The organism is Streptomyces sp. 3MP-14 (assembly GCF_006334905.2).
Classification (GTDB): Bacteria; Actinomycetota; Actinomycetes; order Streptomycetales; family Streptomycetaceae; genus Streptomyces; species Streptomyces triticirhizae.
The window spans coordinates 419,091-444,810 of record NZ_VDLZ02000005.1; the positions used below are offsets into that span (position 1 = coordinate 419,091).

A 25,720-nucleotide genomic window follows, 5' to 3' on the forward strand; every position below is an offset into this window, starting at 1 on the left:
CGTTGACACCATGACGGAACCAACGCGACTGACGCATCCCGTGCGCCTCGACGATCTGATCGACGCGATCAAGAAGGTGCACTCCGACGCGCTCGACCAGCTCACCGACGCGGTGATCGCCGCCGACCACCTGGGTGAGCTGGCCGACCACCTGATCGGCCACTTCGTGGACCAGGCCCGCCGCTCCGGCGCGTCCTGGACCGAGATCGGCAGCCGCATGGGCGTGACCCGCCAGGCGGCCCAGAAGCGGTTCGTTCCCAAGACACCGACGGCGACCCCGGGTTGGGAGGAGGGGGACAAGCAGGGCGCGGCCGAGGGCTTCGGCCGCTACACGGCCAGGGCCAGGAACGTGGTCATGGCCGCGCACAACGCGGCCAGGGACGCGGCCAACGCCGAGGTCGTGCCGGCCCATCTGGTGTTGGGGCTGGTCTCCGACGGCCAGGGCATCGGCTCCGCCGTCATCGTCGACCAGGGCGTGTCCCTGGACGACGTGCGGGAGGCCGCCCGCGCCGCGCTGCCCGCGCCGGTGGAGCAGGCGCCGGCGCTGGTGCCCTACGACACGGCCGCCCGCAAGGTGCTGGAGCTGACCTTCCGGGAGGCGCTGCGGCTCGGCCACAACTACATCGGCACCGAGCATCTGCTGCTGGCGCTGCTGGAGTTCGAGGACGGCTCCGGGCTGCTGAACGACCTCGGTGTCGACAAGGCGACCAGCGAGGAGCACATCCGCCGCGCGCTCAGCGTCTTCGCGGGCGCGGGCGCAGGCGCAGGCGAGGCGCCCGGTGCGGAGGCGCCGGCGCCCGGCGCGGAGGGGCGGGCCTGAGCGCCCGGGCCCGGCCCGCGCGCCCCGGCGCCGCCCTCACAGCAGGGTGAGCTGGGTGGCGCCCGGGTCGGGCTCGGGCTCCGGGGCCGGCGCCTGGGCGCGTTCCGCACGCTCCGCGCGCGGCGAGCGGTGCGCCCCCGGGTAGGCCGGGCCCATCCCGTACTCGGCGGCCAACTCGTGGACCTGGCCCGTGATCCGCCGCTGGTACCAGCGCGGCGCGTAGGAGCCGTCTCCGTAGAGGACCTCGTAGTGCCGCACCAGCCCCGGGTGGTGTTCGGCCAGCCAGGCCATGAACCACTCCCGGGCGCCGGGCCGCAGATGGAGCGCGAGCGGGGTCACCGAGGTGGCCCCGGCGGCGGCGATCGCGCGCACCGTGGCGCGCAACTGGCCCGGCGAGTCCGCGAGATAGGGCAGCACCGGCGCCATCAGCACCGAGCAGCCGATGCCGTGCTCGGCCAGGGCCCGCACCACGTCGAGCCGCCGCTCCGGCGCCGGGGTGCCCGGCTCCACGGTGCGCCACAGCTCCGCGTCGAGCAGCCCGACCGAGACCGAGATCCCCACGTCGGTGACGGCGGCGGCCTCCCGCAGCAGGGGCAGGTCGCGCAGGATCAGCGTCCCCTTGGTGAGGATGGAGAACGGGTTGGCGTGGTCGCGCAGCGCCTCGATGATCCCCGGCATCAACCGGTAGCGCCCCTCCGCCCGCTGGTAGCAGTCGACATTGGTGCCCATCGCGATGTGCTCGCCGCGCCACCGCCGCGCGGACAGCTCGCGGCGCAGCAGCTCGGGGGCGTTCACCTTGACCACGATCTGGGAGTCGAAGCCGAGCCCGGTGTCCAGGTCGAGGTAGCTGTGCGTCTTGCGCGCGAAGCAGTAGACGCAGGCGTGGGTGCACCCCCGGTACGGGTTGACCGTGTAGGTGAACGGCATCCGGGAGGTGCCGGGCACCCGGTTGACGATCGACTTCGCCCGCACCTCGTGGAAGGTCACGCCCCGGAACTCGGGGGTGTCGATGGTCCGGCTGACGACGTCCGTCCCGAAGAGTGCGGCGGGCGTGCTCGCCGTTGCCTCGCTCAGCTGGTTCCAGCGCATGGGGCCTCCTCGCTGCGTTCCTGCGTAATAGAACACAGGTTCGAGTGTGGGTTGTCAAGCCGGGTTTTGGGTGAGATGTCCGAAGAGCTGGTCAACTCCCGGGCGCAAGTCGGTTGTTGGTTCGCACCCGCTTGCCGGGCGTGGACGGCGGGCGCCATGATCGGTTCGTCGACGGCGCACGCCGCGAGAGGAATCCGGGGGAACGGGGGCGCATGGAAGCGTTGGCCGAGGACGACCCGCGCGAGGTGGGCGGCTACCGCCTGTTGGGCCGGCTTGGCGCCGGCGGCATGGGCCAGGTCTATCTGGGGCGTTCGAACGCCGGGCGCCATGTCGCGCTGAAGCGCATCCACCCCTGGCTGGTCGCCGTTCCCGGGTTCCGGGACCGCTTCGCGCGGGAGATCCGCGCGTCCACTCTGCTGACCGGGCCCGGCACGGTCCGGGTGGTCGCCGCCGACGCCGAGGCCGCGAGTCCCTGGCTGGCCACGGCCTATCTGCCGAGCCCCACCCTCGGCGACGTCCTCACCGAGCACGGCCCGCTGCCCGAGCCGGCGGTCTGGCGGCTGCTGGCCGGCCTGGCCGGGGCCCTGGCCGAGGTGCACGGGCACCAGTTGATCCACCGCGACCTCAAGCCGTCCAACGTTCTGCTCCCCCAGTCGGGCCCGCTGCTCATCGACTTCGGGATCGCCAGGGCCGTCGACGAGACCGGCCAGACCGGCACCGGCCTCGCCGTCGGATCGGCCGGCTACATGGCGCCCGAGCAGGCCACGGGGAAACGGGTCGCCTCCGCCGCCGACGTGTTCTCCCTCGGCGCGCTGCTGGTGCACGCGGCGACCGGACGGCCGCCGTTCGGCGTGGGCTCGGCGCCCGAACTCCTCTACCGGGTGGTGCACGAGGAGCCGGACCTGACCGGCCTCTCTCCCGAACTGGCCCGGGTGACCCGGGAGTGCCTGGCCAAGAAGCCGGGCGAGCGCCCGTCGTTGCAGCGCCTGACGGCCGAGGCCGCCCGGCACGACACGGCGGGCCGGGACTGGCTGCCGGGCGCGGTCAGCGCGGAGATCGCGCGCCGCGCCGAGGAGTTGCTGCGCCTGCCGTACCACGACGAGGAGCCCCAGCCCGGCCGGAACGCGACAGCCGCCGCCTCCGCCGCCTCCGAGGCGCCCACCGCCGTCGTGCCGCCCCGGCCCTCGCACCCGCCGACCCGGGTCGACGCGGCAGCCGCCGCCCGCGCGCCCTGGTGGGAGCCGGCCAGGGGCGCCATGGCGGCCACCGCGCGCGGACTGGCCGGCTGGGGCCGGAAACAGGCCGACCGGCGCAGGCAACGCGCCGATCGCGGGCGGCGCACCGCCCCGCCCGGCGAGCCGGGGACCGCGAGCGCCACGCCCGCGCCGCCCAAGCGTGCTCGCCCCGTCGGGCATCTGGCGCCCTGGGTGAAGGACAAGGGCCTCGGCCGGCTCGCGTTCAGCCTCTGGGGGCTGCTGCCGATGATGGCGCTGCCGGCGTTCGCGCCCCAACTGCGCACCGTCATCGACGATTACCCCCAGCACCCGGACGATCGCAACTTCGGCAACCTCACCGAGTGGGCCCAGGAGACGGACTGGTTCCTCTCCCTGCCGCTCGCGCTCTTCGTGGCGCTGCTGGCGCTGTCCTACGCCAGGCCCCGGCTCACCCGCTACACCGAGCGCACCGTCCGGATCTGGGTCGGCCTGACCGCCGGCTACTGGCTGCTCTGGTCCGGCCTGGCCGCGCTCTGCCTGGTGTGGTTCGTGGGCATGGACGACGGCTGGGAGCTGGGCGAGCTACCCGAACTGCCGCCCGTCTTCACGGGGTTCGACATCCTGCTGGCGCTGCTCCTCCTCGGCTGCGGCCTGGCGGCCCCGTTCGTCGCGTTCACCGCCGCGAGCCGGCTCAACCGGGCCTCGCTCCGGGACCTCGGACGGGACGGCACCACCCCGGCCGGCCGCAAGGGCTGACGGGCCGTTACCCCGTCGCCGGCGAACACCCGAGCCCACCCCCGCCCGAGGGGGTGAACCGCCCCACTGCGACGCTTACTTCTGGGTAGGCCCCACTCGCGGGGACCGGAACGACGCAGGGGAGTCAGGGACATGGCGCAGGTTGAGGTCGAGGCGCGGCGGGTCATCGCCGCCCGGCCGGAAGAGGTGTACGCGGCGCTCGCCGACTACCGCGAGGTCCATCCGAGGCTGCTGCCGGAGGAGTTCACCGACTACGAGGTCAGAGAGGGCGGCCAGGGCGCCGGCACCGTGATCTTCCTCCGGCTGCACGCGACCCGCAAGCGGGTGCGGGAGTGCGTGCTGGAGATCAGCGAACCCGAGGAGCGCACCCTGGTCGAGACCGACCGCGACTCCACCCTCGTCACCACCTGGACCATCACCCCGGACGGCGGGGACGACCGCTGCGTCGCCCGGGTCCGCACCGTCTGGGAGGGCTCCGGCGGCATCGGCGGCTTCTTCGAACGGCTCTTCGCACCACGGGTGTTGAAGGGCGTCTACGAGCGGCTGTTGGAGAACCTGGCCGCCGAGGCCGAGCGGGGCTCGCCGACCGCCGGCTGAACGCGCGGGCCGACCACCGGCCGAACGCGACCGGTGGCGGGCCCCGTTGGGGACCCGCCACCAGGGACAACGTTCGGCTCACGCCAGGTGCAGCCCGAGACCCGAGGCGCCCGGCCGCTCGCGGCCCAGCCGCAGCTCCAGCTCCCTGGTGTAGTCCTCCTCGGTCAACCGCCGGTAGGGCAAAGGGCGTTCGGTGAACAGGCCGGCCAGCCGCGCCCGGTAGGCGGCCGCCACCGCGCGGAAGCCCGCCTCGTCCAGCTCGGGCGCCTTGGGCACCGTGAACGGCTCCAGCACCGACATCCCGGTGAAGAACAGCACCCCGTGCTGGATCGGGAAGAGCAGCTCGGACAGCGGGCCGTGGATGCCGCGCGGGCCGACCGAGGGCGCGCCGGCGCCGTGCGTCACCGAGAGCAGCACCCGCCGCCCGGCCAACTCGCCGCCCCCATACGGCCGGACGCCCGGCCCGTAGGCGAAGTCGGCGCCGAAGACCCGGTCCAGCCAGCCCTTGAGTATCGCCGGCACCGAGAACCACCAGAGCGGGAACTGGATGATCACCGCGTCCGCCCAGCGCAGCTTCTCCTGCTCCTCCCGCACGTCGGCGGTCAACGTCCCGGTGTCGTGGGCGTGATGGGAGGCGCCCATCACGTCCAGCCGGTCGTCGCGCGGCCAGCCGGGGAAGTCGTCGGCGTCCGTCGTGGCCTTCCACTTCATCGCGTACAGGTCGGAGGTCCGCACCTGGTGCCCGGCGCCGCGCAGCTCCTCGGCGGCGAGGCCGGCCAGCGCGGCGGTCAACGAACGGGCGTCGGGGTGCGCATGGACGATCAGCACCCGCCGGCCGCCCGCACGCGCCCGGGGAGTGGTCTGCTCGGTCGTGTTCTCGGTCATGGCCCCAGTTCTCGCAGGTCGGCGCCGGGGTAGCCAGCACCCGGTCGAACCGGAGGACGCCCGTTCCCGGTACCGCCAGGACCACCCTCGCGCCGGCGCGCACGCCCCCGCGCGCGCATACTGGGCCCATGACGACGGAGGCGCTGCGGGACAGCGGGCGCGAGTTGGGCGCGTTCCTGAAGGCGCGCCGGGCGCGCGTCGCGCCGGGGAGCGTGGGGCTCGACGCCGGGCGCCGACGCCGGGTGCCCGGGCTGCGCCGCGAGGAGCTGGCCCGGCTCGCCGGCATCAGCGTGGACTACTACGTCCGGCTCGAACAGGGCCGCGCCAACCAGCCCTCAGCCGAGGTGCTGGACGCGCTGGCCCGGGCGCTGCGCCTCGACGGGGTCGAGCGCGCGCATCTGCGCACCCTCGCCCACGGGCGCGGCCCCACCCCGCACGCCGCCGCGCCCTCGACGAAGCCGGTCCGCGACGAGCTGCGCCGGGTCGTGGACGCCCTGCCGGGCCTGCCGGCCGTCGTGCTCGACGAGCGGCTCGACCTGCTGGCCTGGAACCGGCTCGGCGGCGCCCTGTTCGGCGGCCTCGACGAGCCGGGCGCCAGGGACCACAACCAGGCCCGCTTCGTCTTCCTCGACCCGGCCGCCCGCGCCGTCCTCCCCGACCTCGACGACCGGCGGCGGGAGTCCGTCGCGCTGCTCCGCCACGCCGTCGGGCGCTACCCCGAGGACGCCCGACTGGCCGCCCTGGTGCGGGAGTTGCACGCCGGCAGCGACACGTTCGGCGCGCTCTGGGCCGACGGCGAGGTGCGGATGTGCGCGGTCGGCAGCCGGCGCTTCTACCACCCGGCGGTCGGCGTGCTCGACCTCGACGTCGAGACGCTCCATGTGCCGCCGCTGGCCGGCCGGATGGGCCAGCAGCTCCACGTCTTCAGCGCCGCCGGGGACACCCCGGCCGCCGCCGCGCTGCGCCGGCTCGCCGACGAGGTGAACGGCGCACCGTAGGGCGCCCGCGGCCTGGCTGGCGGCCCGACGCGGGGGTAACGTCTCCCCCCATGACCAAGATCCTCATCTCGGCCGACATGGAGGGCGCCACCGGGGTCACCTGGCCGGCCGACTGCCTGCCGGGAACGCCCGAGTGGCAGCGCTGCCGGCCGCTGCTCACCTCGGACGTGAACGCGGCCGTCGCCGGCTTCCTCGCCGGCGGCGCCGACGAGGTGCTGGTCAACGAGGCGCACATGACCATGCGCAACCTGCTGCTGGAGCAACTGGACGACCGCGCCCAACTGCTCACCGGCCGGCACAAGGACCTCAGCATGGTCGAGGGCATCCAACACGGCGACGTCGACGGCATCGCGTTCGTCGGCTACCACACCGGCGCCGGCGACGCCGGGGTGCTCGCCCACACCTACCTCGGCAACTCGCTGACCGGCGTCTTCGTCGACGGGGTCCGCGCCAGCGAGGGACTGCTCAACTCCCTGGTGGCCGCCGAGTACGGCACCCCGGTGGTGCTGGTCACCGGCGACGACCTGACCTGCGCCGACGCCCGCCGCTACGCGCCCGACGCGGTGGGCGTGGCCGTCAAGGACTGCGTCTCCCGCTATGCGGCGGTCTGCCGCACCCCCGCCAGGACCGCCGCCGACATCACCGAGGGCGCCACCCGCGCCGCCGCCCTTGCGGTGCGCCACGAGCCGGCGGGGCCCACCCCGCGCCGGATCGAGATCGAGTTCGACGCCGACCAACTCGCCGGCGCCGCCGCCCTGGTGCCGGGCGTCGAGCAGACCGGCGAGCGGCGCGTCGCCTACACCGCGCCGACCATGTACGAGGGCATCCGGTGCTTCAAGACGGTCACCACCATGGTGTCCGCCGCCGTGGAGGAATGGTATGGCTGACTCCCCGACCCCGACCCCGACCCCGACCCCCGTTCCGGCCGCCGACGAGCGGGACCGGCCCGCCCCGGCCGCGCCCGAGGGGCCCGTCGACGCGACCGCGCTCGACGAGGTGGTCACGTTCACCTCCGAGTTGATCAGGATCGACACCACCAACCGGGGCGGCGGCGAGGGGCACGAGCGGCCGGCGGCCGAGTATGTCGCCGAGCGGCTCGCCGAGGTCGGGCTCGACCCGCTGCTGCTGGAGAAGAGCCAGGGCCGCACCAACGTGGTCGCCAGGATCGAGGGCGCCGACCCGACGGCGGAGGCGCTGCTGGTGCACGGACACCTGGACGTGGTGCCGGCCGACCCCGACGAGTGGCGCGTCCACCCGTTCTCCGGCGAGGTCAGCGACGGGGTGGTCTGGGGCCGGGGCGCGGTGGACATGAAGGACGCCGACGCCATGGTGCTGGCGCTGGTCCGCGCCTGGGCGCGCGCCGGCGTGCGCCCCCGGCGCCCGGTGGTGCTGGCGTTCACCGCCGACGAGGAGGACACCGCCTCGTTCGGCTCCGGGTTCCTGGCCGAGCAGCACGCCGACCTCTTCGACGGCTGCACCCAGTCGATCGGCGAGTCGGGCGCGTTCACCTTCCACCCCGGCGACGGCCGCCGGATCTACCCGCTGGCGGCCGGGGAACGCGGCACCGGCTGGATGACCCTGACCGCGAAGGGCCGCGCCGGGCACGGCTCCAAGATCAACGCGGCGAACGCCGTCACCCGGCTCACCGCCGCCGTCACCCGGATCGGCGAGCACCGCTGGCCCGTGCGGCTGACCGAGACCGTGCGCGCCGGGCTCACCGAGCTGGCCCGGGTCTACGGGCTGCCGCTGCCCGACCTCGCCGACCCCGACCCCGAGCGGCTGGCCGACTCCGTGGACCGGCTGCTGGCGCTGCTCGGCCCGGCCGCCGAGCTGCTCGCGCCCACCGTGCGCAACAGCGCCAACCCCACGATGCTGGACGCCGGTTACAAGGTGAACGTGATCCCCGGCAGCGCCACGGCCCAGGTCGACGGGCGGGTACTCCCGGGCACGGAACGGGAGTTCGCCGCCACCCTGGACCGTCTCACCGGGCCCGACGTCGGGTGGGAGTTCCTGCACCACGAGATCCCGCTCCAGGCGCCGGTCGACTCGCCCACCTACGCCACGCTGCGGGAGGCGCTGCTGCACTTCGACCCCGGGGCCCATGTGGTGCCGTACTGCATGTCGGGCGGCACCGACGCCAAGCAGTTCTCCCGACTCGGCGTGGAGAACTACGGCTTCATGCCGCTGAAGCTGCCCGAGGGCTTCGACTACCAGGCGATGTTCCACGGCGTGGACGAGCGGGTGCCGGTCTCCGCGCTGCACTTCGGCGTCCGGGTGCTGGACCGGGCGATCCGCTCCCTCTGAGAAACCGTCAACCGGTGAGGGACCGTCAACCGGCAGCGCTTGGCCGCGATCTCGGCCGCGCGTTCGCCAACCCGGCTTCTTCCCAGGCCCGTTGACCCCGACCAGGATGCTTCCCATGTCGCAGGCACCGATGTCGCACGCACCGTACGGAAGTTGGCCGTCACCCGTCGACGCGGCGCTGGTCGCCGCGCACGACGGGCACCCCGAGGCGCTCGGCGCGGTCGGCGAGGAGGTCTGGTGGACCGCGCCCCGCCCCGCCGAGGGCGGCCGCCGCGCCCTGCTGCGGCTGCGCCCCGACGCCCCGGCTCCGGTCAGCGTGCTGCCCGCGCCGTGGAACGTCCGCAACCGGGTGCACGAGTACGGCGGCCAGCCCTGGGCCGGCGCGGCGCGGGAGACGGGCGGGCCGCTGGTGGTGTTCACCGACGCCGGCGACCAGCGGCTGTACGCCCTGGAACCCGACCTCGACACCGCGCCCCGGCCGCTCACCCCCGTCTCGGCCGTGGGCGGCGGGCTGCGCTGGTGCGACCCGCTGGTGCTGCCCGAGCGCGGCGAGGCGTGGTGCGTGCTGGAGGAGTTCACCGGGGATGGGCCGGGCGACGTCCGGCGGCTGCTGGCCGCCGTGCCCCTGGACGGTTCGGCCGCCGAAGACCGTTCCGCCGTCCGGGAGTTGACCGACGACGCGCACCGCTTCGTCACCGGGCCCCGGCTCTCGCCGGACGGCACCCGGCTGGCCTGGCTGGTCTGGGACCACCCTCGAATGCCCTGGGACGGCACCGAGTTGCTGGTCGCCGAGGTGGACGCGGCCGGTCGCCCCGGCCCGCCGCGCACCATGCTCGGCGGGCCGGGGGAGTCGGTGGCGCAGGTCGAGTGGGCCGAGGACGGCACCCTGCTGGCGCTCAGCGACCGCGCCGGCTTCTGGCAGCCCTACCGCCTCGACCCGGACATCGGCGAGGCCGTTCAACTCTGCGACCGCCGGGAGGAGTTCGCCGGCGCGCTGTGGAAGGTCGGCTTCCGCTGGATGGTGCCGCTGCCGCACGGCACGCTCGCCGTCCTGCACGGGCTCGGCACCGCGCGGTTGGCCGTACTCGACCCCGACCGGGGGGAGTTGGCCGATGCGGTCGGTCCCTGGACCGAGTGGTGGCCCTCGCTGGCCGCGTGCGGCGAGCGGGTCGTCGGCATCGCCGCCGGGCCCGAACGCGACTACGAGGTCGTCGCGTTGGACACCGCGACCGGCCACTGCCGGGTGCTCGCCGAGCACCACACCGACCGCGTCGACCCCGGCTACCTGCCCCGGCCCGAACCCCGCGTGTTCACCGGGCCCGAGGGGCGGGAGATCCACGCCCAGATCCACCGGCCTCGCCACCCCGAGCTGACCGGGCCGCCCGACTCCGCGCCGCCCTTCGTGATCTGGGCGCACGGCGGGCCCACCGGCTCGGCTCCGCTCGTACTCGACCTGGAGATCGCCTACTTCACCTCGCGCGGCATCGGCGTCGCCGAGGTGAACTACGGCGGTTCCACCGGCTACGGCCGCGCCTACCGGGAACGGCTGCGCGGCCGGTGGGGCGTGGTGGACGTCGAGGACTGCGCCGCCGTGGCCCGCGCGCTGGTCGCCGAGGGCGGCGCGGCGCCCGGCCGGCTGGCGATCCGGGGCGGCAGCGCCGGCGGCTACACGGCCGCCGCCTCGCTCAGCGACCCGGCCACCGCCGACCTCTACGCCGCCGGCACCATCAGCTATCCCCTGCTGGACCTGGCCGGTTGGGCCTCGGACGGCACCCACGACCTGGAGTCGCACTATCTGGAGTCGCTGATCGGCCCGTTGGCGGAGGTGCCCGAGCGCTACCGGGAGCGCTCCCCGGCGTACCGCGCCGAGCGGATCGTCGCGCCGTTCGTGCTGCTCCAGGGGCTCGACGACGTGGTGTGCCCGCCCGAGCAGGCCGAGGCGCTGCTGGCCGCCGTCGCGGGGCGCGGGGTGCCGCACGCCTATCTGAGCTTCGCCGGCGAGGGCCACGGCTTCCGCCGCGCGGCCACCGTCGAGCGCGCCCTGGAGGCTGAACTCGCCCTCTACGCACGGGCGTTCGGCTTCGACCGGAACGATCTGGCGCCGCTGGACCTGGCGGCGGGAAGGGAAGCCCGATGAGGAACGGACCAGCGCGCGAGATCGAGGACCCCGGGCAGCTGCTCGTCGGCTATCTGGTGAGCTACCGAGGCGCCCTGTGGGACAAGCTGGCCGGGCTGGACGAGGAGGCGTTCCACACCTCGCGGGTGCCCTCCGCCTGGACGCCGGCGCAGCTGGTGTGGCACCTGGCGATGATGGAACGCCGCTGGTTCGTCTGGGGGTTCCGGGGCGAGCCGGTCGACGACCCGTGGGGCGACCACGACGCGGAGGGGCGGTGGACCCTACCCGACGGAATCGACGTGGCCGAGCTGCGGCGGCGGTACTGGGAGCAGGCCGAACGGGTCGCGGAGGCCGTCGCGGGCGCGGCGTTGGCCGAACGGGCGGCCGTCGGCGGCCGGTTCGACGGAACGGTCGAGACCCCGCCGACGCTGGGCTGGATTCTCTGCCACGTCCTCCAGGAGTACGCCCGCCACCTCGGCCAGCTGGACGTCGTCCGGGAGCTGACGGACGGCACGGTGGGGGACTGAGGCCTGGCCGGCCGGCTCCGGGGTGGGCCAGCCCGGGGCGGACCGGCGAAAAGGTGCTTTGCCACCCGAATGGCGCATTCCGGGCGCGGCGGGGACCATGGGTGGTGAGGCATGGGATCAGCCGATCCCTTCGAACCGCGACGCAGAGAGGTATGAACCCATGGCCATCGCCGCTGACATCATGAACCCCGGCGCCCAGTGGATTCCCGCCACCGAGAGCCTGGACCGCGCGGCCCAGCTGATGCGCGAGCTGGACGTGGGCGCGCTGCCGGTGAGCGACACCAACGAGCGGCTCTGCGGCATCATCACCGACCGCGACATCGTGGTGCGCTGCGTGGCCGCCGGCCACGACCCCGCCCACACCACCGCCGGTGACCTGGTCCAGGGCACCCCGCGCTGGGTCTCCAGCCTGGCCGAGGAGGACGAGGTGCTGGCCGAGATGGAGACCCACCAGATCCGCCGGCTGCCGGTGATCGACGAGAACAAGCGGCTGGTCGGCATGATCAGCGAGGCCGACCTCGCCAGGACGCTCACCGACGACCAGGTCGCCGAGTTCGTGGAGCGCGTCTACGCCTGAGGCGTCTACGCCTGAGTGCGCCGCGCCGCGCGCCTTCGACCGGTCGGCCGTCCCCCGCCGTGCTCGGCGGGCGGGCGGCCCGCTTCGCTCCCATCCTGAGAGCATGACGACCAGGACCCGCGCTCCGCGCACCAACGAGTTCTTCACGCCCGGCCGGATCATCATGCTGGTGGTCGCCGTGGTCACCCTGATCTTCATCTTCGGCAACACCCGGCAGACCAAGATCAGGCTGCTGGTCCCCGAGGTCACCATGCCGCTCTGGCTGGCCCTCCTCTTCACCCTGGTGATCGGGGCGGCCTGCGGCCTCTACGCGGCCCGCCGTCGCTGAACGCTGCCGCTGGGCGCTGCCGCTGGGCTGTTGCGGATGGGCCTGCGGCCCGCTGGGCCGCCGTGCGCCGGCGCCCGTTGGCCGGCTGCGCCGGCCTGGCGTGTTCTCTGACCGCAGGTCGCGCCGCGCGTGGTCGCGTTCGCACGGGTGGGCCGCGCGTGATCCGCGTGGCGGCCGCCGCGCCGCCGTGCCGGCGGCTCCGTTCACCGGCGGCGCCGGCCTCCCCCGTTGCCTGGCCGCTGGCTGCGCTGGCCAGTCCCGGGCCCCTGGTCGCCGGCCGTTGCCCACCCGCGCCGCGCTCCGCTCGCCTGTGCGGGTGGCTCCCGTTCACCGGCGGCGCCGGGCATGGGTGCGTTCCAGGCCGCCGGCGGCGCCTGTTCCCTGGCCGTTGGCCGCGCTGACTCGGCCCGTTCCCTTGCCGCCGGCCTGGCGGCGCCCGCCCGCACGGTGGCCGGCGTGTGTTCCGCGCGGCTGCCGACGGTGCCCTTGGGCCGGCTGCGCCGGCCCTGCCCACTGCCTGGCCATCGGCCACGCTGATCCCGTCTGTTCCACGGTTGCACCGCGCGCTCGTTCCTCCACGGCTCGGCCGTGCCGCGCCCACGGCCGCCGTGCGCGTTCTCTGGTCGCGCCGTGTCCGGCCGTGCCCGTCCTCTCGGGCGGGGCATGAACCGGCGCCTCGGGCTTCGAACGGCGCATATGCACGGGTGGGCTCCCTCCGCACGCCCCGCGCGGCGGCCGCGTGGCTGCCGTGCCATCCGCCGTGCGCCCGGCTCCCGTTCACTGGCTGCGCCGGCCAGTCCCGGGCCCCTGGCCACCGGCCCGTCGCTCACCGGCGCCGTGCCCGTGCCGCGCTGCGCGCCGCCCACTCGCGCCCCCGCGCTCGCGCCGCGCCCCGCGCGCCCACGCCTCCGCCCTCGCGTCGCGCACGCGCACGCGTGGGCACTGCTGCCCGCCCCGCCCCGCGCGGGCGCCTCGCCCGGGCGGCCAGCGGCCGTCCGGGCGTTCCGCGGGCGCCCGCCGCGGGGGAAACGGGCGTTCGACGGGTCGGACGCCCGCCCCCGCGCGCCGGTTGACCAGGGCGCACGCGCCGGCTCGCGCGCCGGAAAACGGGCAGAAACGGGCGCGATCCCCGGGGAACACCCCCTGTGCGGGGCCGCCCGACCCCGGTACAAATCTCCGTACGGGCCCATTCGGGCACGGGCGACGAGACGACGACCGGAGCGGGAGGCGGCCATGGCGGCGGTGGAGCGGCAACGCGCGATCGTGCGGGCTGCCCGCCGGGCTGGCTCGGTCGAGGTGACCGCGCTCGCCGAGGAGCTGCGGGTGGCCAGGGAGACCATCCGCCGCGACCTGCGCGTGCTGGAGGCCCACGGCCTGCTGCGCCGCACCCACGGCGGCGCCTACCCCGTGGAGAGCGCCGGCTTCGAGACCACGCTCGCCGCCCGTTCCACCCGGCACGTCCCGGAGAAGCGACGGATCGCGGCGGCCGCCGCCGAACTCGTCGGCGACGCCGAGACCATCTTCGTGGACGAGGGCTACACCCCGCAGCTGATCGCCGAGTCCCTGCCGCGCGACCGCCGACTCACCCTGGTCACCGCCTCGTTGGCGGTGGCCAGCGCGATGGCGGCGGTCGACGGCTTCACCGTGCTGCTGCTCGGCGGCCGAGTGCGGGACGCCACGCTGGCGACCGTCGACCACTGGGTCACCGACATGCTCGGCGGCTTCGTGATCGACCTCGGCTTCATCGGCGCCAACGGCATCTCCCGCGAGCACGGCCTGACCACGCCCGACCCGGCGGTCGCCGAGGTCAAACGGCGGGCCGTGGCGGCCTCCCGGCGCCGCGTCTTCGCCGGCATCCACACCAAGTTCGGGGCGGCGAGCTTCTGCCGCTTCGCCGACGTGTCCGACCTGGACACCGTCGTGACCAGCGTGCGCCTCCCCGCAGCCGAGGCCCAGCGCTACGTCCTCAAGGGGCCGCAGGTCATCCGCGTCTGAGCACGCGGCCCCGCCAGCCGACCCGATCAACGGACCCGTTCAACCGACCCCGGCCGCGCGGGTGGGGCGATCCCGCACGGCCGCCACGACCCCAGGAGCCCCCCATGTCCAAGGGAAGACGACGCAGGCGACGCGCCTGGCTGGCCACGGCGGCCGCCGGCGCGCTGCTGACCTCCTGTGCCGGAGCCGGCGGCCCCGGCTCGGGCGGCGCCAACAGCATCAACGTGCTCATGGTCAACAACCCCCAGATGCTGGCCCTCCAGGAGCTGACGGCCGATCACTTCACCGCCGAGACCGGCATCGAGGTGCACTTCACGGTGCTGCCGGAGAACGAGGTCAGGGACAAGATCGGCCAGGACTTCGCCAACCAGTCCGGCCAGTACGACGTGGCCACCATCTCCAACTACGAGACCCCGATCTACGCCAGGAACGACTGGCTCCAGCCGCACGACCCCTACCTCGCCGAAGACCCCGACTACGCCGAGGACGACATCCTGGAGCCGATCCGCACCTCGCTGACCGGCGACGACGGGCAGGTCTACGCGCAGCCGTTCTACGGCGAGTCCTCGTTCCTGATGTACCGCACCGACGTCTTCGCCGAGCACGGGCTGACCATGCCCGAGCGGCCCACCTGGAGCGAGGTCGCCGACCTCGCCGCCGCCGTGGACGAGGCCGAGCCCGAGATGGGGGGCATCTGCCTGCGGGGGCTGCCCGGTTGGGGCGAGGTGATCGCGCCGCTGACCACCGTGGTCAACACGCACGGCGGCACCTGGTTCGACGCCGACTGGCAACCCCGCCTCAACGCACCGGAGTTCGTCGAGGCCACCGAGTTCTACGTCCAACTGGTGCGCGAACACGGCCAGTCGGGCGCCGCCCAGTCCGGATACGCCGAGTGCCTCAACAACATGGTCCAGGGCAACACCGCCATGTGGTACGACGCGACGGCCGGCGCCGGCTCCCTGGAGGCCGACGACTCGCCGGTGCGCGGCAACATCGGCTATGTCGCGGCGCCCGTCGAGGAGACCGACAGCTCGGGCTGGCTCTACACCTGGGCCTGGGGCATCCAGAAGGCGTCCGAAAAGCCGGACAAGGCATGGGAGTTCGTCTCCTGGGCCTCCAGCGCCGAGTACGAGGAGCTGGTCGGCGAGACCCTCGGCTGGGAGAACGTGCCGGCCGGCAAGCGCTCCTCCACCTACGACAACCCGGCCTACCAGGAGGCGGCCGCCGCGTTCTACGAGGTGACCAGGGACGCCATCAACGAGGCCGACCCGATCGACCCCGGCGTGCAGGAACGCCCGGCCCCCGGCGTGCAGTTCGTCGGCATCCCCGAGTTCTCCGACCTGGGCACCCTGGTCTCCCAGGAGATCAGCGCCGCCATCGCCGGCCAACAGACCGTCCAGGAAGCCCTCGACGCCTCCCAGGACATGGCCGAGTCCGCCACGGAGAGGTACCGCGAGCGATGACCACCACAACGGAACCACCCGCAGGGCCGCGCCGGCCCCGGCCCGCCCGTCCCGCCCAGGCCCCCCGGCGGCCCGGCCGCGCCAGGGTCTGGGCCACCCGGGCGCCCCTGCTGCCCGCCCTGGTCTTCCTGATCCTCGTCACCCAACTCCCGTTCGCCGCGACGCTGGTGATCTCCCTCTTCGAGTGGAACGCGCTCTACCCGGAGGACCGGGCGTTCACCGGGCTCGACAACTACGAGTCGGTGCTCGGCGAATCCAGCCTGCGCAACGCGGTGTTCACCACCGCGCTGCTCACCGCCACCGTGGTGATCGTCAGCCTGCTGCTCGGCCTCGCGCTGGCGCTGCTGCTCGACCGCCGCTTCCGGGGGCGCGGCCTGGTGCGCACCATGGCCATCACCCCGTTCCTGGTGGTCCCGGTCGCCGCCGCGCTGATGTGGAAGCATCTGCTGTTCAACCCCGAATACGGCCTGCTCAACGGCCTGTTGGGGAAGTTCGGCGACCTCTTCGGCTTCACCGCGCCACAGCCGGACTGGATCTCGGACATGCCGCTGCTGGCGGTCGAGATCTCGCTGATCTGGCAGTGGACCCCGTTCATGATGCTGATCCTGCTGGCCGGCCTCCAGAGCCGGCCGGCCGAGCTGGCCGAGGCGGCCCGGATCGACGGCGCCGGCGACTGGCAGGTCTTCCGCTATCTGACGCTGCCTCACCTCAGGCGCTACCTCGAACTCGGCGCCCTGCTCGGCTCGATCTACGTGGTGCAGAACTTCGAGGCCGTCTACACCCTCACCGGCGGCGCGCTGGACACCGCCAACCTGCCCTTCGTCATCTACCGCGAGTTCTACCGGGCGCAGGACTACGGGGTCGCCTCGGCGGCCGGGGTGCTGGTGGTCATCGGCTCCCTCGTCATCGCCGTCCTCACGCTGCGCGTGGTGTCCTCGCTCTTCCGGGAGGAGGGAAGCAGGGGATGACCCAACTCACCGCTTCCACGACACAGTTGACGGCCCGTCCGCGACGCCCCCGCTCGCTCAGGGGCTCCGCGCTCGGCCTGGCGGCCTGGCTCGGCGGGCTGGTGCTCTTCCTGCCGGTGGCCTGGATGGTGCTCACCTCGTTCCACAGCGAGGCCGACGCCGCCAGCAACCCGCCGGCGCTCACCGCCCCGTTGACGCTGGAGGGCTACCGTTCGTTCTTCGACAGCGAGCCGTGGCCACCGCTGATCAACTCCGTCACCGCCTCGCTGGCCTCCACCGCGCTGGTGCTGCTGCTGGCGCTGCCGGCGGCCTACGCGCTGGCCATCCGGCCGGTGAAGGGCTGGCGCGACGCGCTGTTCTTCTTCCTGTCCACCAAGATGCTGCCGATCGTCGCCGGCCTGCTGCCGATCTACCTCTTCGCCAGGAACGTGGGCCTGCTGGACAACGTCTGGCTGCTGGTCCTGCTCTACACCTCGATGAACCTGCCGATCGCGGTGTGGATGCTCCAGTCGTTCCTCGCCGAGGTGCCGGTCTCGGTGATCGAGGCGGCCCAACTCGACGGCGCCCGGCTGCCGACGGTCCTCGGCCGGGTCATCGCGCCCGTCGTGCTGCCCGGCGTCGCGGCCACCGCGCTGATCTGCTTCATCTTCAGCTGGAACGAGCTGCTGCTGGCCCGGGTGCTCACGGGCGTGGTCGCGGAGACCGCGCCGGTATTCCTGACCCGGTTCATCACCAGCCAGGGCCTCTTCCTGGCGCAGCTCTCGGCCGCCGCCGTCGCCATCTCCCTGCCGGTGCTCGCCGCCGGCTTCGCCGCCCAGGACAAGCTGGTCCAGGGCCTGTCGCTAGGAGCAGTCAAGTGAAAGCCGCCCTCATCGAGTCCGTCGGCCGGGTCAACGTCACCACCGTGCCCGACCCGACGCCCGGGCCCCGGGAGGTGGTGGTGAAGGTCGCGGCCTGCGGGCTGTGCGGGACCGATCTCCACATCAGGCAGGGCGAGTTCGCGCCGACCCTGCCGGTGGTGCCGGGCCACGAGTTCGCCGGCGAGGTGGTGGCCGTCGGCACCGAGGTCACCGAGCGCGCGGTCGGCGAACGGGTGGCCGTGGACCCCTCGCTCTACTGCCACGAGTGCCGCTACTGCCGCACCGGCCACAACAACCTCTGCGACCGCTGGGCCGCGATCGGGGTGACGGTGCCCGGCGGGGCGGCCGAGTACGCGGTGGCCCCGGTCGCCAACTGCGTTCCGCTGCCCGAGCATGTCGCCACCGAGGACGCCGCGTTGATCGAGCCGCTCTCCTGCGCGGTGCGCGGCTACGACGTGCTGCGCTCCGTGCTGGGCGCCCGGGTGCTGATCTACGGCTCGGGCACCATGGGCCTGATGATGCTGGAGCTGGCCAAGCGGACCGGCGCCAGCGCCGTCGACGTGGTGGACATCAACCCCGAACGGCTCGCCACCGCCGCCGCGTTGGGCTGCTGCCACACGGCCGCCGACGCGGACGAGCTGGACCGGCCCGAGGGCTGGGACATCGTGGTGGACGCCACCGGGAACGCGGCCGCCATCCAGGACGGCCTGGGCCGGGTCGCCAAGGCGGGCACGTTCCTCCAGTTCGGCGTCGCCGACTACGCGACCACCGCCGTGATCGAGCCCTACCTCATCTACAACCGGGAGATCACCATCACCGGCTCGATGGCGGTGCTGCACAGCTACGAGCGGGCCGCCGACCTGTTCGCCGCCGGGGTGCTCGACCCGGCGGTGTTCATCAGCGACCGGCTGCCGCTGGACGACTACCCGGCGGCGCTGGACCGCTTCGCGGCGGGGGAGGGGCGCAAGATCGTGGTCCGGCCCTGACGGGTGGGGGCGGTGCCGGTGCGCGCGGTGCGCGGGGGCTGGACGCTCGCGGGTGGGCTGGACGCTCGCTTATGCGGGGGAGCGGTCCGTTGCTGGTGGGCGGCCCTGCGGCGGGCTTGACTGGGGAACATGACAGCTCTCGCCGCCCTCGCCGCGCTTCTGACCCTGACCCTGGCCGCCGTGATGGCCGGCACGTTCTTCGCCTTCTCCGTCTCCGTGCTGCCGGGCCTCGGCACGGTGCCGCCGGAGCAGGCGGTCGCCGCCATGCGGGGCATGAACGCCAAGATTCTCAACCCGCTGTTTCTGACGCCCTTCATGGCCGTCCCGCTGACGGCCGCGCTCACCGCCGTGGCGCTGTTCGCGCTGGGGCACCGGGCGGCGGCGCTCGCCTTCCTGGCCGCCGCGCTGGTCTATGGCGCGGGCGCGTTCGCGCCGACCGTGGCCGTCAACGTGCCGCTGAACGACGCGCTGGCCGCCGGCGTCGCCGACACGCCGGAGCGGGCGGCCGCCCTCTGGGCGGACTTCGCCCCGCGCTGGACCCGGTTCAACGCGCTGCGCAGCGCGGCCGGGACGGTGACGGTGCTGCTCACCGGCGTGGGGCTCTTCCTCTGGCGCCGGGCGTGAGTGCCCGGGCGTGAGCGGGGCGCGTGGCGTGAACGGTGCGCCGGGCGTGAACGCCGGCCGCTCGCGCGGGCGTTCGGGCCGGCGTCCGCGTGGCCGCCCGCGTCCGCGCGCGGGCCCGGCCGTGCGCCGGCGCGGGGACCGGCGGGCGGAAGACCGCCCGCGCCGGCGGTCACGCCCGGCGGCTCAGGCGCGGCAGAGCAGCTCCCCGTGTGGAACGCAGAACCAGCCGTCCGGGTCGGCGCCCCAGGCGCGCCACGCGGCGGCCGTCCCGGCCAGCTCGGCCTCGGTGGCCAGGCCGGCGGCCAGCGCCCGTTCCGCGAAGGTGGAGGCCACCGTGCGCTCCGCCCACAGCTCGCTCCACCAGGCCCGCTCGTCCTCGGTGGCGAAGCACCAGGTCGCGGCGGACGGGGCGATCTCGGTGAAGCCGGCCGCCCGCGCCCAGGACAGCAGCCGCCGGCCGGCGTCCGGCTCTCCGCCGCTGGCGGCTGCCACCCGGCGGTAGCGCTCCCGCCACGCGTCGAGCCCGGGCGTCGCGGGGAACCAGCTCATCGCGCCGTAGTCGGAGTCCCGGACCGCGACCACCCCGCCGGGCCGGCAGACCCGACGCATCTCGCGCAGCGCGCGCACCGGGTCGGCCAGGTGCTGGAGCACCTGGTGCGCGTGGACCACGTCGAAGGAGTCGTCGGCGAAGTCCAGCGCGTGGGCGTCGCCCGTGGCGAACGTGATCCCGGTCAGCCCGCGCGCCGCCGCCTCGGCCCTGGCCTCGGCGAGGATGCCCTCGGCGTGGTCGATGGCCGTCACCGGCCCGGGCGCGACCCGTTCCGCCAGGTCGGCGGTGATCGTTCCCGGTCCGCAGCCGACGTCCAACAGGGCCTGGCCCGGGCGGAGTTGGGGCAGCAGATAGGCCGCCGAGTTCTCGGCGGTGCGCCAGCGGTGTGACCGCAGCACCGAGTCGTGGTGACCGTGCAGATAGCCGGCTTCTGGCGTGCTTCGCGACATGCGCCCAGCCTGCCGTCGGTCTCGCATCGCGAGCAAGAACGTTTCGCATGATGGACGGCATCGCTGGATCGGCCCAACGCCCGGGCCGCCCGAACGGTCCCGCCGCCGGCCCGGTGGTGCCCTGGAACGGGGCAGCCGGGGACACCGGGAGAGCCGGGCAACCCGCGCGCCCGGGGAGACCGGGGACGCCGGAGCATTCGGAGGCCAGATGACCGACCGGACCGAGGAACCCACCCACCACCAGCCGCCCGCCGCGCCGCCCGAACCCCCGGCGACGCCGCGCCCGCTCTACCAGCGCCGCCCCTGGCCGGGTGGCTTCGCCGAGCGGCTCACCGACCCGCTGCCCGGGCTCGGCGCGATGCTGCGCGCCGCGCGCCAGGGGGCGCTGCGCCCCGGCGCATCGGCGCGCTACGCGGCGGCCGGACTCCCGTTCGCGCCGGAGCCGGTGCCCGAGGTCGACCCGGGAACGGTGGCGGTCAGCTGGGTGGGCCACGCCAGCTGGGTGATCAGGATCGGCGGGCTGACGGTCCTCACCGATCCGGTCTGGTCACGGAAGATCCTCGGCACCCCGCCCCGGCTGACCCCGGTCGGCGTGCCCTGGACCCAACTCCCGCCCGTCGACGCCGTGGTGATCTCCCACAACCACTACGACCACCTGGACGCCCCCACCGTCAAGCGGCTGCCCCGGCTCACGCCGGTCTTCGTGCCGGCCGCGCTCGGCGAGTGGTTCCGCCGCCGTGGCTTCAACCAGGTCACCGAACTCGACTGGTGGGAGACCGCCGAACTCCCCGCGCCCGGCGGCCCGTTGCGCTTCGACCTCGTCCCCGCCCACCACTGGTCGCGGCGCGGCCTGCTGGACACCTGCCGCACCCTGTGGGGCGGCTGGATGCTCACCGACGGCGCCGGGCAGCGCGTCTACTTCGCCGGGGACTCCGGCTACGGCCACTGGTTCGCCGAGATAGGCGCCCGCTACCCCGGCATCGACCTGGCGCTGCTGCCGATCGGCGCCTACGCCCCGCCCTGGCTGCTGCGTTCCGTGCACACCGACCCGGAGGAGGCGGTCCGCGCCTGCGACGACCTGGGCGCCGAGCGGATGGCGCCGATGCACTGGGGCACGTTCTCGCTCTCGGCCGAGCCGCCGCTGGAGCCGCTGGTGCGGGTGCGCGCGGCCTGGCGCGCGGCGGGTCGCCTGCCCGAGGACCTGTGGGACCTCCCGGTGGGCGGCGCCCGGGTGTTGGACTGAACGTGTCGGACCAAACGTGTCGGACGGAACGCGGGCGCCAGCGCGCGCCGGCGTGCACGCTTCCCCGCACCCCGGCGCGCACCCCGGCGCGCACGCCCGCGCCGGCGCTCGTGTCAGCGCTCGTGTCAGCCCGACCTCCGCAGGCGAGGCGCCGCCGCGATCAGCAGGGTCAGCGCCACCGCCGCCACCACGCCCTGCCACGGGTGCGGGAAGAGCGCCCCGCCCACCACGCCCAGCAGGCCGTAGATCCCGGCCCACGCCACCGTCGCCGGCAGGTTGCCCCGCAGATAGGTCCGCGCCGGCATCCCCGACAGCAGACAGGCGAGCATCACCGGCAGCCGCCCGGCCGGCACCAGCCGCGAGACCAGCAGCACCGTCGTTCCCCCGCGTTCCAGCCGGCGCTGCGCCGACGCCAGCGTCGCCGGCGCGACCTGCCCCCTGATCCGCTCCAGCCAGCGGCTGCCCCGCGAGCCCAGCCCGTAGAGCGCCGCGTCGCCGAGGAACGCCGCGCAGGCCGCCACCGCCCAGACCAGCAGCGAGGTTGCCACCGGGTCGCTGTGGTGCACCGCCACCACGGCCGCCGAGCTGACCAGCGCGCCCGTCGGCACCACCGGCACCAGCGAACCCAGCAGCACCAGCGTGAACAGCGAGGGGTAGCCGATCGCCTGCTGGGTGGTCTCGGTGTCCACCGTGTTGACGGTGGTGACGGTGGTGACCGCCGTGTGTACCGTCTCCTCGGCCGCCAGCGCCAGCCCGGCCAGGGCCGCCGGGGCCGCGCTCATCCGCGCACCGCCAGCCGCACGCTCTCGCCGTGCCGCAGCCGGTGCACCGCCACCTCGGGCGCCAGCCGCGCCGCGTGCCGGACGAACTCGTCGCCCGGCGCGTGGAACTCGTGCGGCCGCACCGCCGACATCCCCCACGGCCAGTAGGTGCCGTAGTGCACCGGGACGGCGCAGCGCGGCCGCAGCCTGGTCAGCGCCTCGGCGGCGCGCTCCGCGTTGAGGTGACCGTGCCCGAGCCCCGGGCCCCAGCCGCCGACCGGCAGCAGCGCCGTGTCCACCGGGCCGACCTCCTCGGCCATCCCGCCGAACAGGTCGGTGTCGCCGGCGAAGTACGTCCGGCCCTCGCCCTCCACCACGAAGCCCAGCGGGTCGACGCGGGTCCTGGCGAACGGCAGCCACCGCCCGTCGTGCGCGGCCGGCACCGCGCGCACCGTGACGCCGCCCACCGACAGCCGGTCGCCGGGCGTCAGTTCGTGGATCTCCAGCCGGCCGGCCACCGGCCGCAGCAGCGGCACCGCGCCCAGCGCGCCCCTCGGCAGCAGCAGCGGCGTGCCGGCCGGCAGCCGCGCCAGCGAGCGCGGGTGCAGATGGTCGCTGTGCAGATGGGAGACGAGCACCGCGTCGGCGGCCGTGACCCGCGCCGGCGGCAGCCGGCCACGGCGGCGGCGCAGATGGGCGCAGCGGCGGGTGAGCACCGGGTCGGTGAGCAGCGTGGTGCCGGAGTCCCGCACGGTCGCCGTGGCATGGCCCCACCAGGTGATCTCCACGGGCATCGGGAACTCCTTCGCGCACGGCCACGGCCGACCCAGGTCAAGGATGCCAGCCGCGCCGACGGCGATCGCCCCCGATCCGCAAGGATGGAACGGAGCGGCCCGGCCGTCGCCTCGGGAGGTGGCCCGGCCGCGCCTCGGGAAACGGTCCGGCCACCGCCTCGGGAAACGGTCCCGTCGGCGGTGGCGCGGGACGAGCTGGGATGATCTGGGGCGCCCCGGGCGAGCCGGCGCGCGGACGGGGTTCGGGACAACGAGGGGAACGGTGGTGCGGCGGTGGGACGGTGGCGGAGCGCGGGCGCCGCGATCCTGCGGGTGCTGGCGGTATGGGCGGTGGGCACCGCCACGCTGATCGTGCTCGCGCTGGTGCTGCCCGACTTCCGCCTCCAGTCCGCCGACGGCGACAGCCTGACCAGGGTCGGGCTGACCGCAGCGCTGGGCGCCGGCTTCTTCGGCCTGTTGAACGCGCTGGTGTGGCCGTGGCTGGTGCGCGCGCTGCTGCTGGTGCCGGCGCTGGCGCTGGGCTCGTTGGTCTTCCTGCTCAACGGCTCGCTGCTGCTGTTGGCGCTGAGCGCGGTGCCGGGGCGCGGGCAGGCCGGGGCCGGGACGGCCGTGGTGGTCGCTGCCGTTACCTCGGTCACCTCGTCGGCGACCGGCGCGTTCCTCGCGGTGCGCAACCGGGGCGCGGCCCGGCGTCGGCTGCGCCGGATGGCGGGGCTGCGGTTCGCGCGGTCGGCGCCCGGGCCGGTCAGCCGCACGGCCGGCGTGGTCTTCCTCCAACTCGACGGCATCGGCTACCACGTGCTGCGGGAGGCGACGGCCGGCGAGCGGCCGGCGATGCCGACCGTGGCGGCGCTGACCGCGCGCGGCCACCGGCTCACGCCCTGGCGCACCGACTGGTCCAGCCAGACGGGCGCCTCCCAACTGGGCATCCTGCACGGCAGCAACGAGGACGTGCCCGCGTTCCGCTGGTACGAGAAGGACACCGGCGAGGTGCTGGTGAGCAACCGGCCGTCCAGCGCGGCCACCCTCCAGCGCCGTGCGCAGGCGCGGGTCGGCTCCGCCGGGCTGCTGGCCGAGGACGGCGCCAGCCGGGGGAACCTGTTCACCGGGGGCGCGGGCCAGGCCGCGCTGGTGCTCTCGGTGGCCGCGCGCCGGCGCGCGGGGCAGCGCTCGCGCGCCGGCTACTTCGCCTACTTCTCCGACCCGGCGCACGCGGCGCGCACCGCCGGCTCGTTCCTCGCCGAGCTGGTGCGCGAGATCTGCCAGTCCACCCGCGCGCGCCTCGCCGGCGTGCGCCCGCGCGTACCCCGGGGTGGGCTCTACCCTCTGATCCGGGCGTTCGCCACCGTGGTGCAGCGCGACGTGGTGACGGCGGCCGTGGTCGGCGACATCCTCAACGGGCGCGGCGCCGTCTACGCCGACCTGGTCGCCTATGACGAGGTGGCCCACCACTCCGGCCCGCGCGGGCGGGACACCCGGCAGGTGCTGGCCCGCCTCGACCGCTGCGTCGCGCTGGTCCTCCAGGCCATCGACCACGCCCCGCGCCCCTACCACCTGGTGCTCCTCTCCGACCACGGGCAGAGCGAAGGCCCCACGTTCGCCGGCGCGTTCGGGCTCTCGCTGGAGGAGCTGGTGCGGATCGGCTGCGGCCGGCCGGTGGCGGCCGCCCCGCGCCGGGAGGAGAGCGGGGCCGAGGCCAGGGGCGTGGCCAGGGTCGCGCTGCACCGGCCCGAGCAGCCGGCCGAGCCGGCGCCCGAGCGGCGCGCCGAGCCCGACGCCGCGACCGCCCCCGTGGTCCTGGCCTCGGGCAACCTGGGCCTGGTCGCCTTCCCCGACATCCCGGGGCGGGCCGGCCGGGAGGCCGTCGAACGCCGCTACCCGGCGCTGCTGCGCACCCTGGCCGAGCACCCCGGAATCGGCTTCGTGCTGGTGCGCGACGAGCGGCACGGCCCCGTGGTGCTGGGCGCCGGCGGCGCGGAACACCATCTGGAGAGCGGAAAGGTGCTGGTCGCCGACCCGCTCGCGCCCTTCGGGCCCGGCGCGGCCGACGCGGTGCGGCGCACCGACGCCTTCGCCAACTGCCCCGACCTCATGGTCAACTCCGCGTTCGACCCGGCGACCGGCCGGGTGCACGCCTTCGAGGAGCAGCTGGGCTGCCACGGCGGGCTCGGCGGCGAGCAGGGCCAGGCGTTCCTGCTCTCGCCCTCGCGGCTCTCCCCGCCGACGGACGGGGGCGAACTGGTGGGCGCCGAGGCGGTGCACCGGGTGCTGCGCCGCTGGCTGGCCGAGGCCAGGGCGCACCGCCCGGAGAACGCGCCCCCGTCCGCGCCGTCCCACGGCGCGGAGCGCGCCCGCCGCGCCTAGGCTGGGGCGTGCCAGCGGCACCCCACCGGCGAAGGAGAAACGGATGGCCCCGCAGCCGTTGAACGAGACGCAGATCGGCGAGGTCCTGAGCGGACTGCCCGGGTGGGCGTTCGGCGACGACCGGCTGGTGCGCGAGTACACCCTGGACAGCCATCTGGCGGCGGTCGCGCTGCTGGTCCACATCGCCACCCTCCAGGAGCAGCTGGACCACCACGCCAACCTCACCGTGACCTACAACCAGCTGGGCGTCGCGGTCAACACGCACAGCGTGGGCGGCCTGGTCACCGAGCTGGACACCCAACTGGCCACCCGCATCGAGGAGATCGCCGCCGGCCACGGCGCCCGCTGAACGGCCCGCTGAACGTTCCGCCGAACGCCCCGCCGAACGCCCCGCCGGGCGGCGGAGGAAACGCGGTGGCCGGCGCGCGGGCCGGCCACCCATACTGGGCGCC

General features: G+C 74.8%; 24 protein-coding genes. 19 read left to right on the top strand and 5 right to left on the bottom strand.

Going from position 1 to position 25,720, the window contains the following annotated elements:
* Positions 1-10: 10 nt before the first annotated feature.
* Positions 11-820 carry a Clp protease N-terminal domain-containing protein gene (locus tag FH609_RS10520; RefSeq protein WP_139666746.1) on the top strand — a complete coding sequence of 270 codons (810 nt, stop codon included), beginning with the start codon at positions 11-13 and terminating at the stop codon, positions 818-820.
* A gap of 36 nt (positions 821-856) precedes the next feature.
* Here FH609_RS10520 and FH609_RS10525 read toward each other — a convergent pair whose 3' ends face one another.
* Positions 857-1,909, bottom strand: a complete 1,053-nt coding sequence (locus tag FH609_RS10525; protein WP_139666745.1) for an Rv2578c family radical SAM protein — start codon at positions 1,907-1,909, stop codon at positions 857-859.
* A 212-nt stretch (positions 1,910-2,121) separates the two neighbouring features.
* On the opposite strand from FH609_RS10525, the gene FH609_RS10530 reads away from it, so the two are divergent.
* Together FH609_RS10530 and FH609_RS10535 are read left to right on the top strand one after the other, a co-directional pair.
* Complete coding sequence (locus FH609_RS10530) at positions 2,122-3,879, top strand: serine/threonine-protein kinase (protein WP_139666744.1); 1,758 nt, start codon at positions 2,122-2,124, stop codon at positions 3,877-3,879.
* Between the two features lie 132 nt (positions 3,880-4,011).
* Positions 4,012-4,476 (top strand): SRPBCC family protein, encoded by a 465-nt coding sequence (locus tag FH609_RS10535; protein ID WP_139666743.1) that lies wholly within the window; start codon positions 4,012-4,014, stop codon positions 4,474-4,476.
* Positions 4,477-4,554: 78 nt separating this feature from the next.
* Here the strand turns inward: FH609_RS10535 and FH609_RS10540 are convergent, their stop codons facing one another.
* Positions 4,555-5,361, bottom strand: a complete 807-nt coding sequence (locus FH609_RS10540; RefSeq protein ID WP_139666742.1) for an NAD(P)H-dependent oxidoreductase — start codon at positions 5,359-5,361, stop codon at positions 4,555-4,557.
* A 128-nt stretch (positions 5,362-5,489) separates the two neighbouring features.
* On the opposite strand from FH609_RS10540, the gene FH609_RS10545 reads away from it, so the two are divergent.
* From FH609_RS10545 to FH609_RS10605, 13 genes are all read left to right on the top strand, one after another.
* Positions 5,490-6,359, top strand: coding sequence for a helix-turn-helix transcriptional regulator (locus FH609_RS10545; RefSeq protein WP_139666741.1), 870 nt, complete (start codon positions 5,490-5,492; stop codon positions 6,357-6,359).
* Between the two features lie 50 nt (positions 6,360-6,409).
* The gene (locus FH609_RS10550; protein ID WP_139666740.1) at positions 6,410-7,246 is read left to right on the top strand and encodes a M55 family metallopeptidase; all 837 of its coding nucleotides are present in this window, start codon (positions 6,410-6,412) and stop codon (positions 7,244-7,246) included.
* On the top strand, positions 7,239-8,663 hold the full coding sequence (locus FH609_RS10555; RefSeq protein WP_139666739.1) for a M20/M25/M40 family metallo-hydrolase: 1,425 nt from the start codon (positions 7,239-7,241) through the stop codon (positions 8,661-8,663). Before FH609_RS10550 ends, FH609_RS10555 begins: the two co-directional genes overlap by 8 nt.
* A gap of 130 nt (positions 8,664-8,793) precedes the next feature.
* Entirely contained in the window at positions 8,794-10,800 is a 2,007-nt protein-coding gene (locus tag FH609_RS10560) for a prolyl oligopeptidase family serine peptidase (RefSeq protein ID WP_139667006.1), read from the top strand.
* On the top strand, positions 10,797-11,306 hold the full coding sequence (locus FH609_RS10565; protein WP_139666738.1) for a DinB family protein: 510 nt from the start codon (positions 10,797-10,799) through the stop codon (positions 11,304-11,306). The genes FH609_RS10560 and FH609_RS10565 overlap by 4 nt, the downstream gene beginning before the upstream one ends.
* 160 nt (positions 11,307-11,466) lie before the next feature.
* Positions 11,467-11,883, top strand: a complete 417-nt coding sequence (locus tag FH609_RS10570; RefSeq protein WP_139666737.1) for a CBS domain-containing protein — start codon at positions 11,467-11,469, stop codon at positions 11,881-11,883.
* Positions 11,884-11,986: 103 nt separating this feature from the next.
* The gene (locus FH609_RS10575) at positions 11,987-12,211 is read left to right on the top strand and encodes a hypothetical protein (protein WP_139666736.1); all 225 of its coding nucleotides are present in this window, start codon (positions 11,987-11,989) and stop codon (positions 12,209-12,211) included.
* A 1,233-nt stretch (positions 12,212-13,444) separates the two neighbouring features.
* On the top strand, positions 13,445-14,206 hold the full coding sequence (locus FH609_RS10580) for a DeoR/GlpR family DNA-binding transcription regulator (RefSeq protein ID WP_139666735.1): 762 nt from the start codon (positions 13,445-13,447) through the stop codon (positions 14,204-14,206).
* A gap of 104 nt (positions 14,207-14,310) precedes the next feature.
* The gene (locus FH609_RS10585; RefSeq protein ID WP_139666734.1) at positions 14,311-15,669 is read left to right on the top strand and encodes an ABC transporter substrate-binding protein; all 1,359 of its coding nucleotides are present in this window, start codon (positions 14,311-14,313) and stop codon (positions 15,667-15,669) included.
* On the top strand, positions 15,666-16,637 hold the full coding sequence (locus tag FH609_RS10590) for a carbohydrate ABC transporter permease (RefSeq protein WP_139666733.1): 972 nt from the start codon (positions 15,666-15,668) through the stop codon (positions 16,635-16,637). The genes FH609_RS10585 and FH609_RS10590 overlap by 4 nt, the downstream gene beginning before the upstream one ends.
* Entirely contained in the window at positions 16,634-17,497 is an 864-nt protein-coding gene (locus tag FH609_RS10595) for a carbohydrate ABC transporter permease (protein ID WP_139666732.1), read from the top strand. Before FH609_RS10590 ends, FH609_RS10595 begins: the two co-directional genes overlap by 4 nt.
* Positions 17,494-18,483, top strand: a complete 990-nt coding sequence (locus tag FH609_RS10600; RefSeq protein WP_139666731.1) for a zinc-dependent alcohol dehydrogenase family protein — start codon at positions 17,494-17,496, stop codon at positions 18,481-18,483. The genes FH609_RS10595 and FH609_RS10600 overlap by 4 nt, the downstream gene beginning before the upstream one ends.
* A gap of 129 nt (positions 18,484-18,612) precedes the next feature.
* Positions 18,613-19,107: a DUF1772 domain-containing protein gene (locus tag FH609_RS10605; protein WP_139666730.1), complete on the top strand. Its 495-nt coding sequence runs from the start codon at positions 18,613-18,615 to the stop codon at positions 19,105-19,107.
* A 183-nt stretch (positions 19,108-19,290) separates the two neighbouring features.
* Here the strand turns inward: FH609_RS10605 and FH609_RS10610 are convergent, their stop codons facing one another.
* The gene (locus FH609_RS10610; protein ID WP_139666729.1) at positions 19,291-20,106 is read right to left on the bottom strand and encodes a methyltransferase domain-containing protein; all 816 of its coding nucleotides are present in this window, start codon (positions 20,104-20,106) and stop codon (positions 19,291-19,293) included.
* 208 nt (positions 20,107-20,314) lie between these two features.
* On the opposite strand from FH609_RS10610, the gene FH609_RS10615 reads away from it, so the two are divergent.
* Complete coding sequence (locus FH609_RS10615) at positions 20,315-21,349, top strand: MBL fold metallo-hydrolase (protein ID WP_139666728.1); 1,035 nt, start codon at positions 20,315-20,317, stop codon at positions 21,347-21,349.
* 125 nt (positions 21,350-21,474) lie between these two features.
* On the opposite strand, the gene FH609_RS10620 is transcribed toward FH609_RS10615, so the two are convergent.
* A complete protein-coding gene (locus FH609_RS10620) occupies positions 21,475-22,131 on the bottom strand; it encodes a DedA family protein (protein ID WP_139666727.1) in 657 nt (218 codons plus the stop codon).
* Positions 22,128-22,904, bottom strand: a complete 777-nt coding sequence (locus FH609_RS10625; RefSeq protein WP_139666726.1) for an MBL fold metallo-hydrolase — start codon at positions 22,902-22,904, stop codon at positions 22,128-22,130. The genes FH609_RS10620 and FH609_RS10625 overlap by 4 nt, the downstream gene beginning before the upstream one ends.
* Before the next feature lie 273 nt (positions 22,905-23,177).
* On the opposite strand from FH609_RS10625, the gene FH609_RS10630 reads away from it, so the two are divergent.
* Positions 23,178-25,268: a phage holin family protein gene (locus tag FH609_RS10630; RefSeq protein ID WP_139666725.1), complete on the top strand. Its 2,091-nt coding sequence runs from the start codon at positions 23,178-23,180 to the stop codon at positions 25,266-25,268.
* Between the two features lie 43 nt (positions 25,269-25,311).
* The gene (locus FH609_RS10635) at positions 25,312-25,617 is read left to right on the top strand and encodes a 4a-hydroxytetrahydrobiopterin dehydratase (protein ID WP_139666724.1); all 306 of its coding nucleotides are present in this window, start codon (positions 25,312-25,314) and stop codon (positions 25,615-25,617) included.
* The last annotated feature ends 103 nt before the right edge of the window (positions 25,618-25,720 follow it).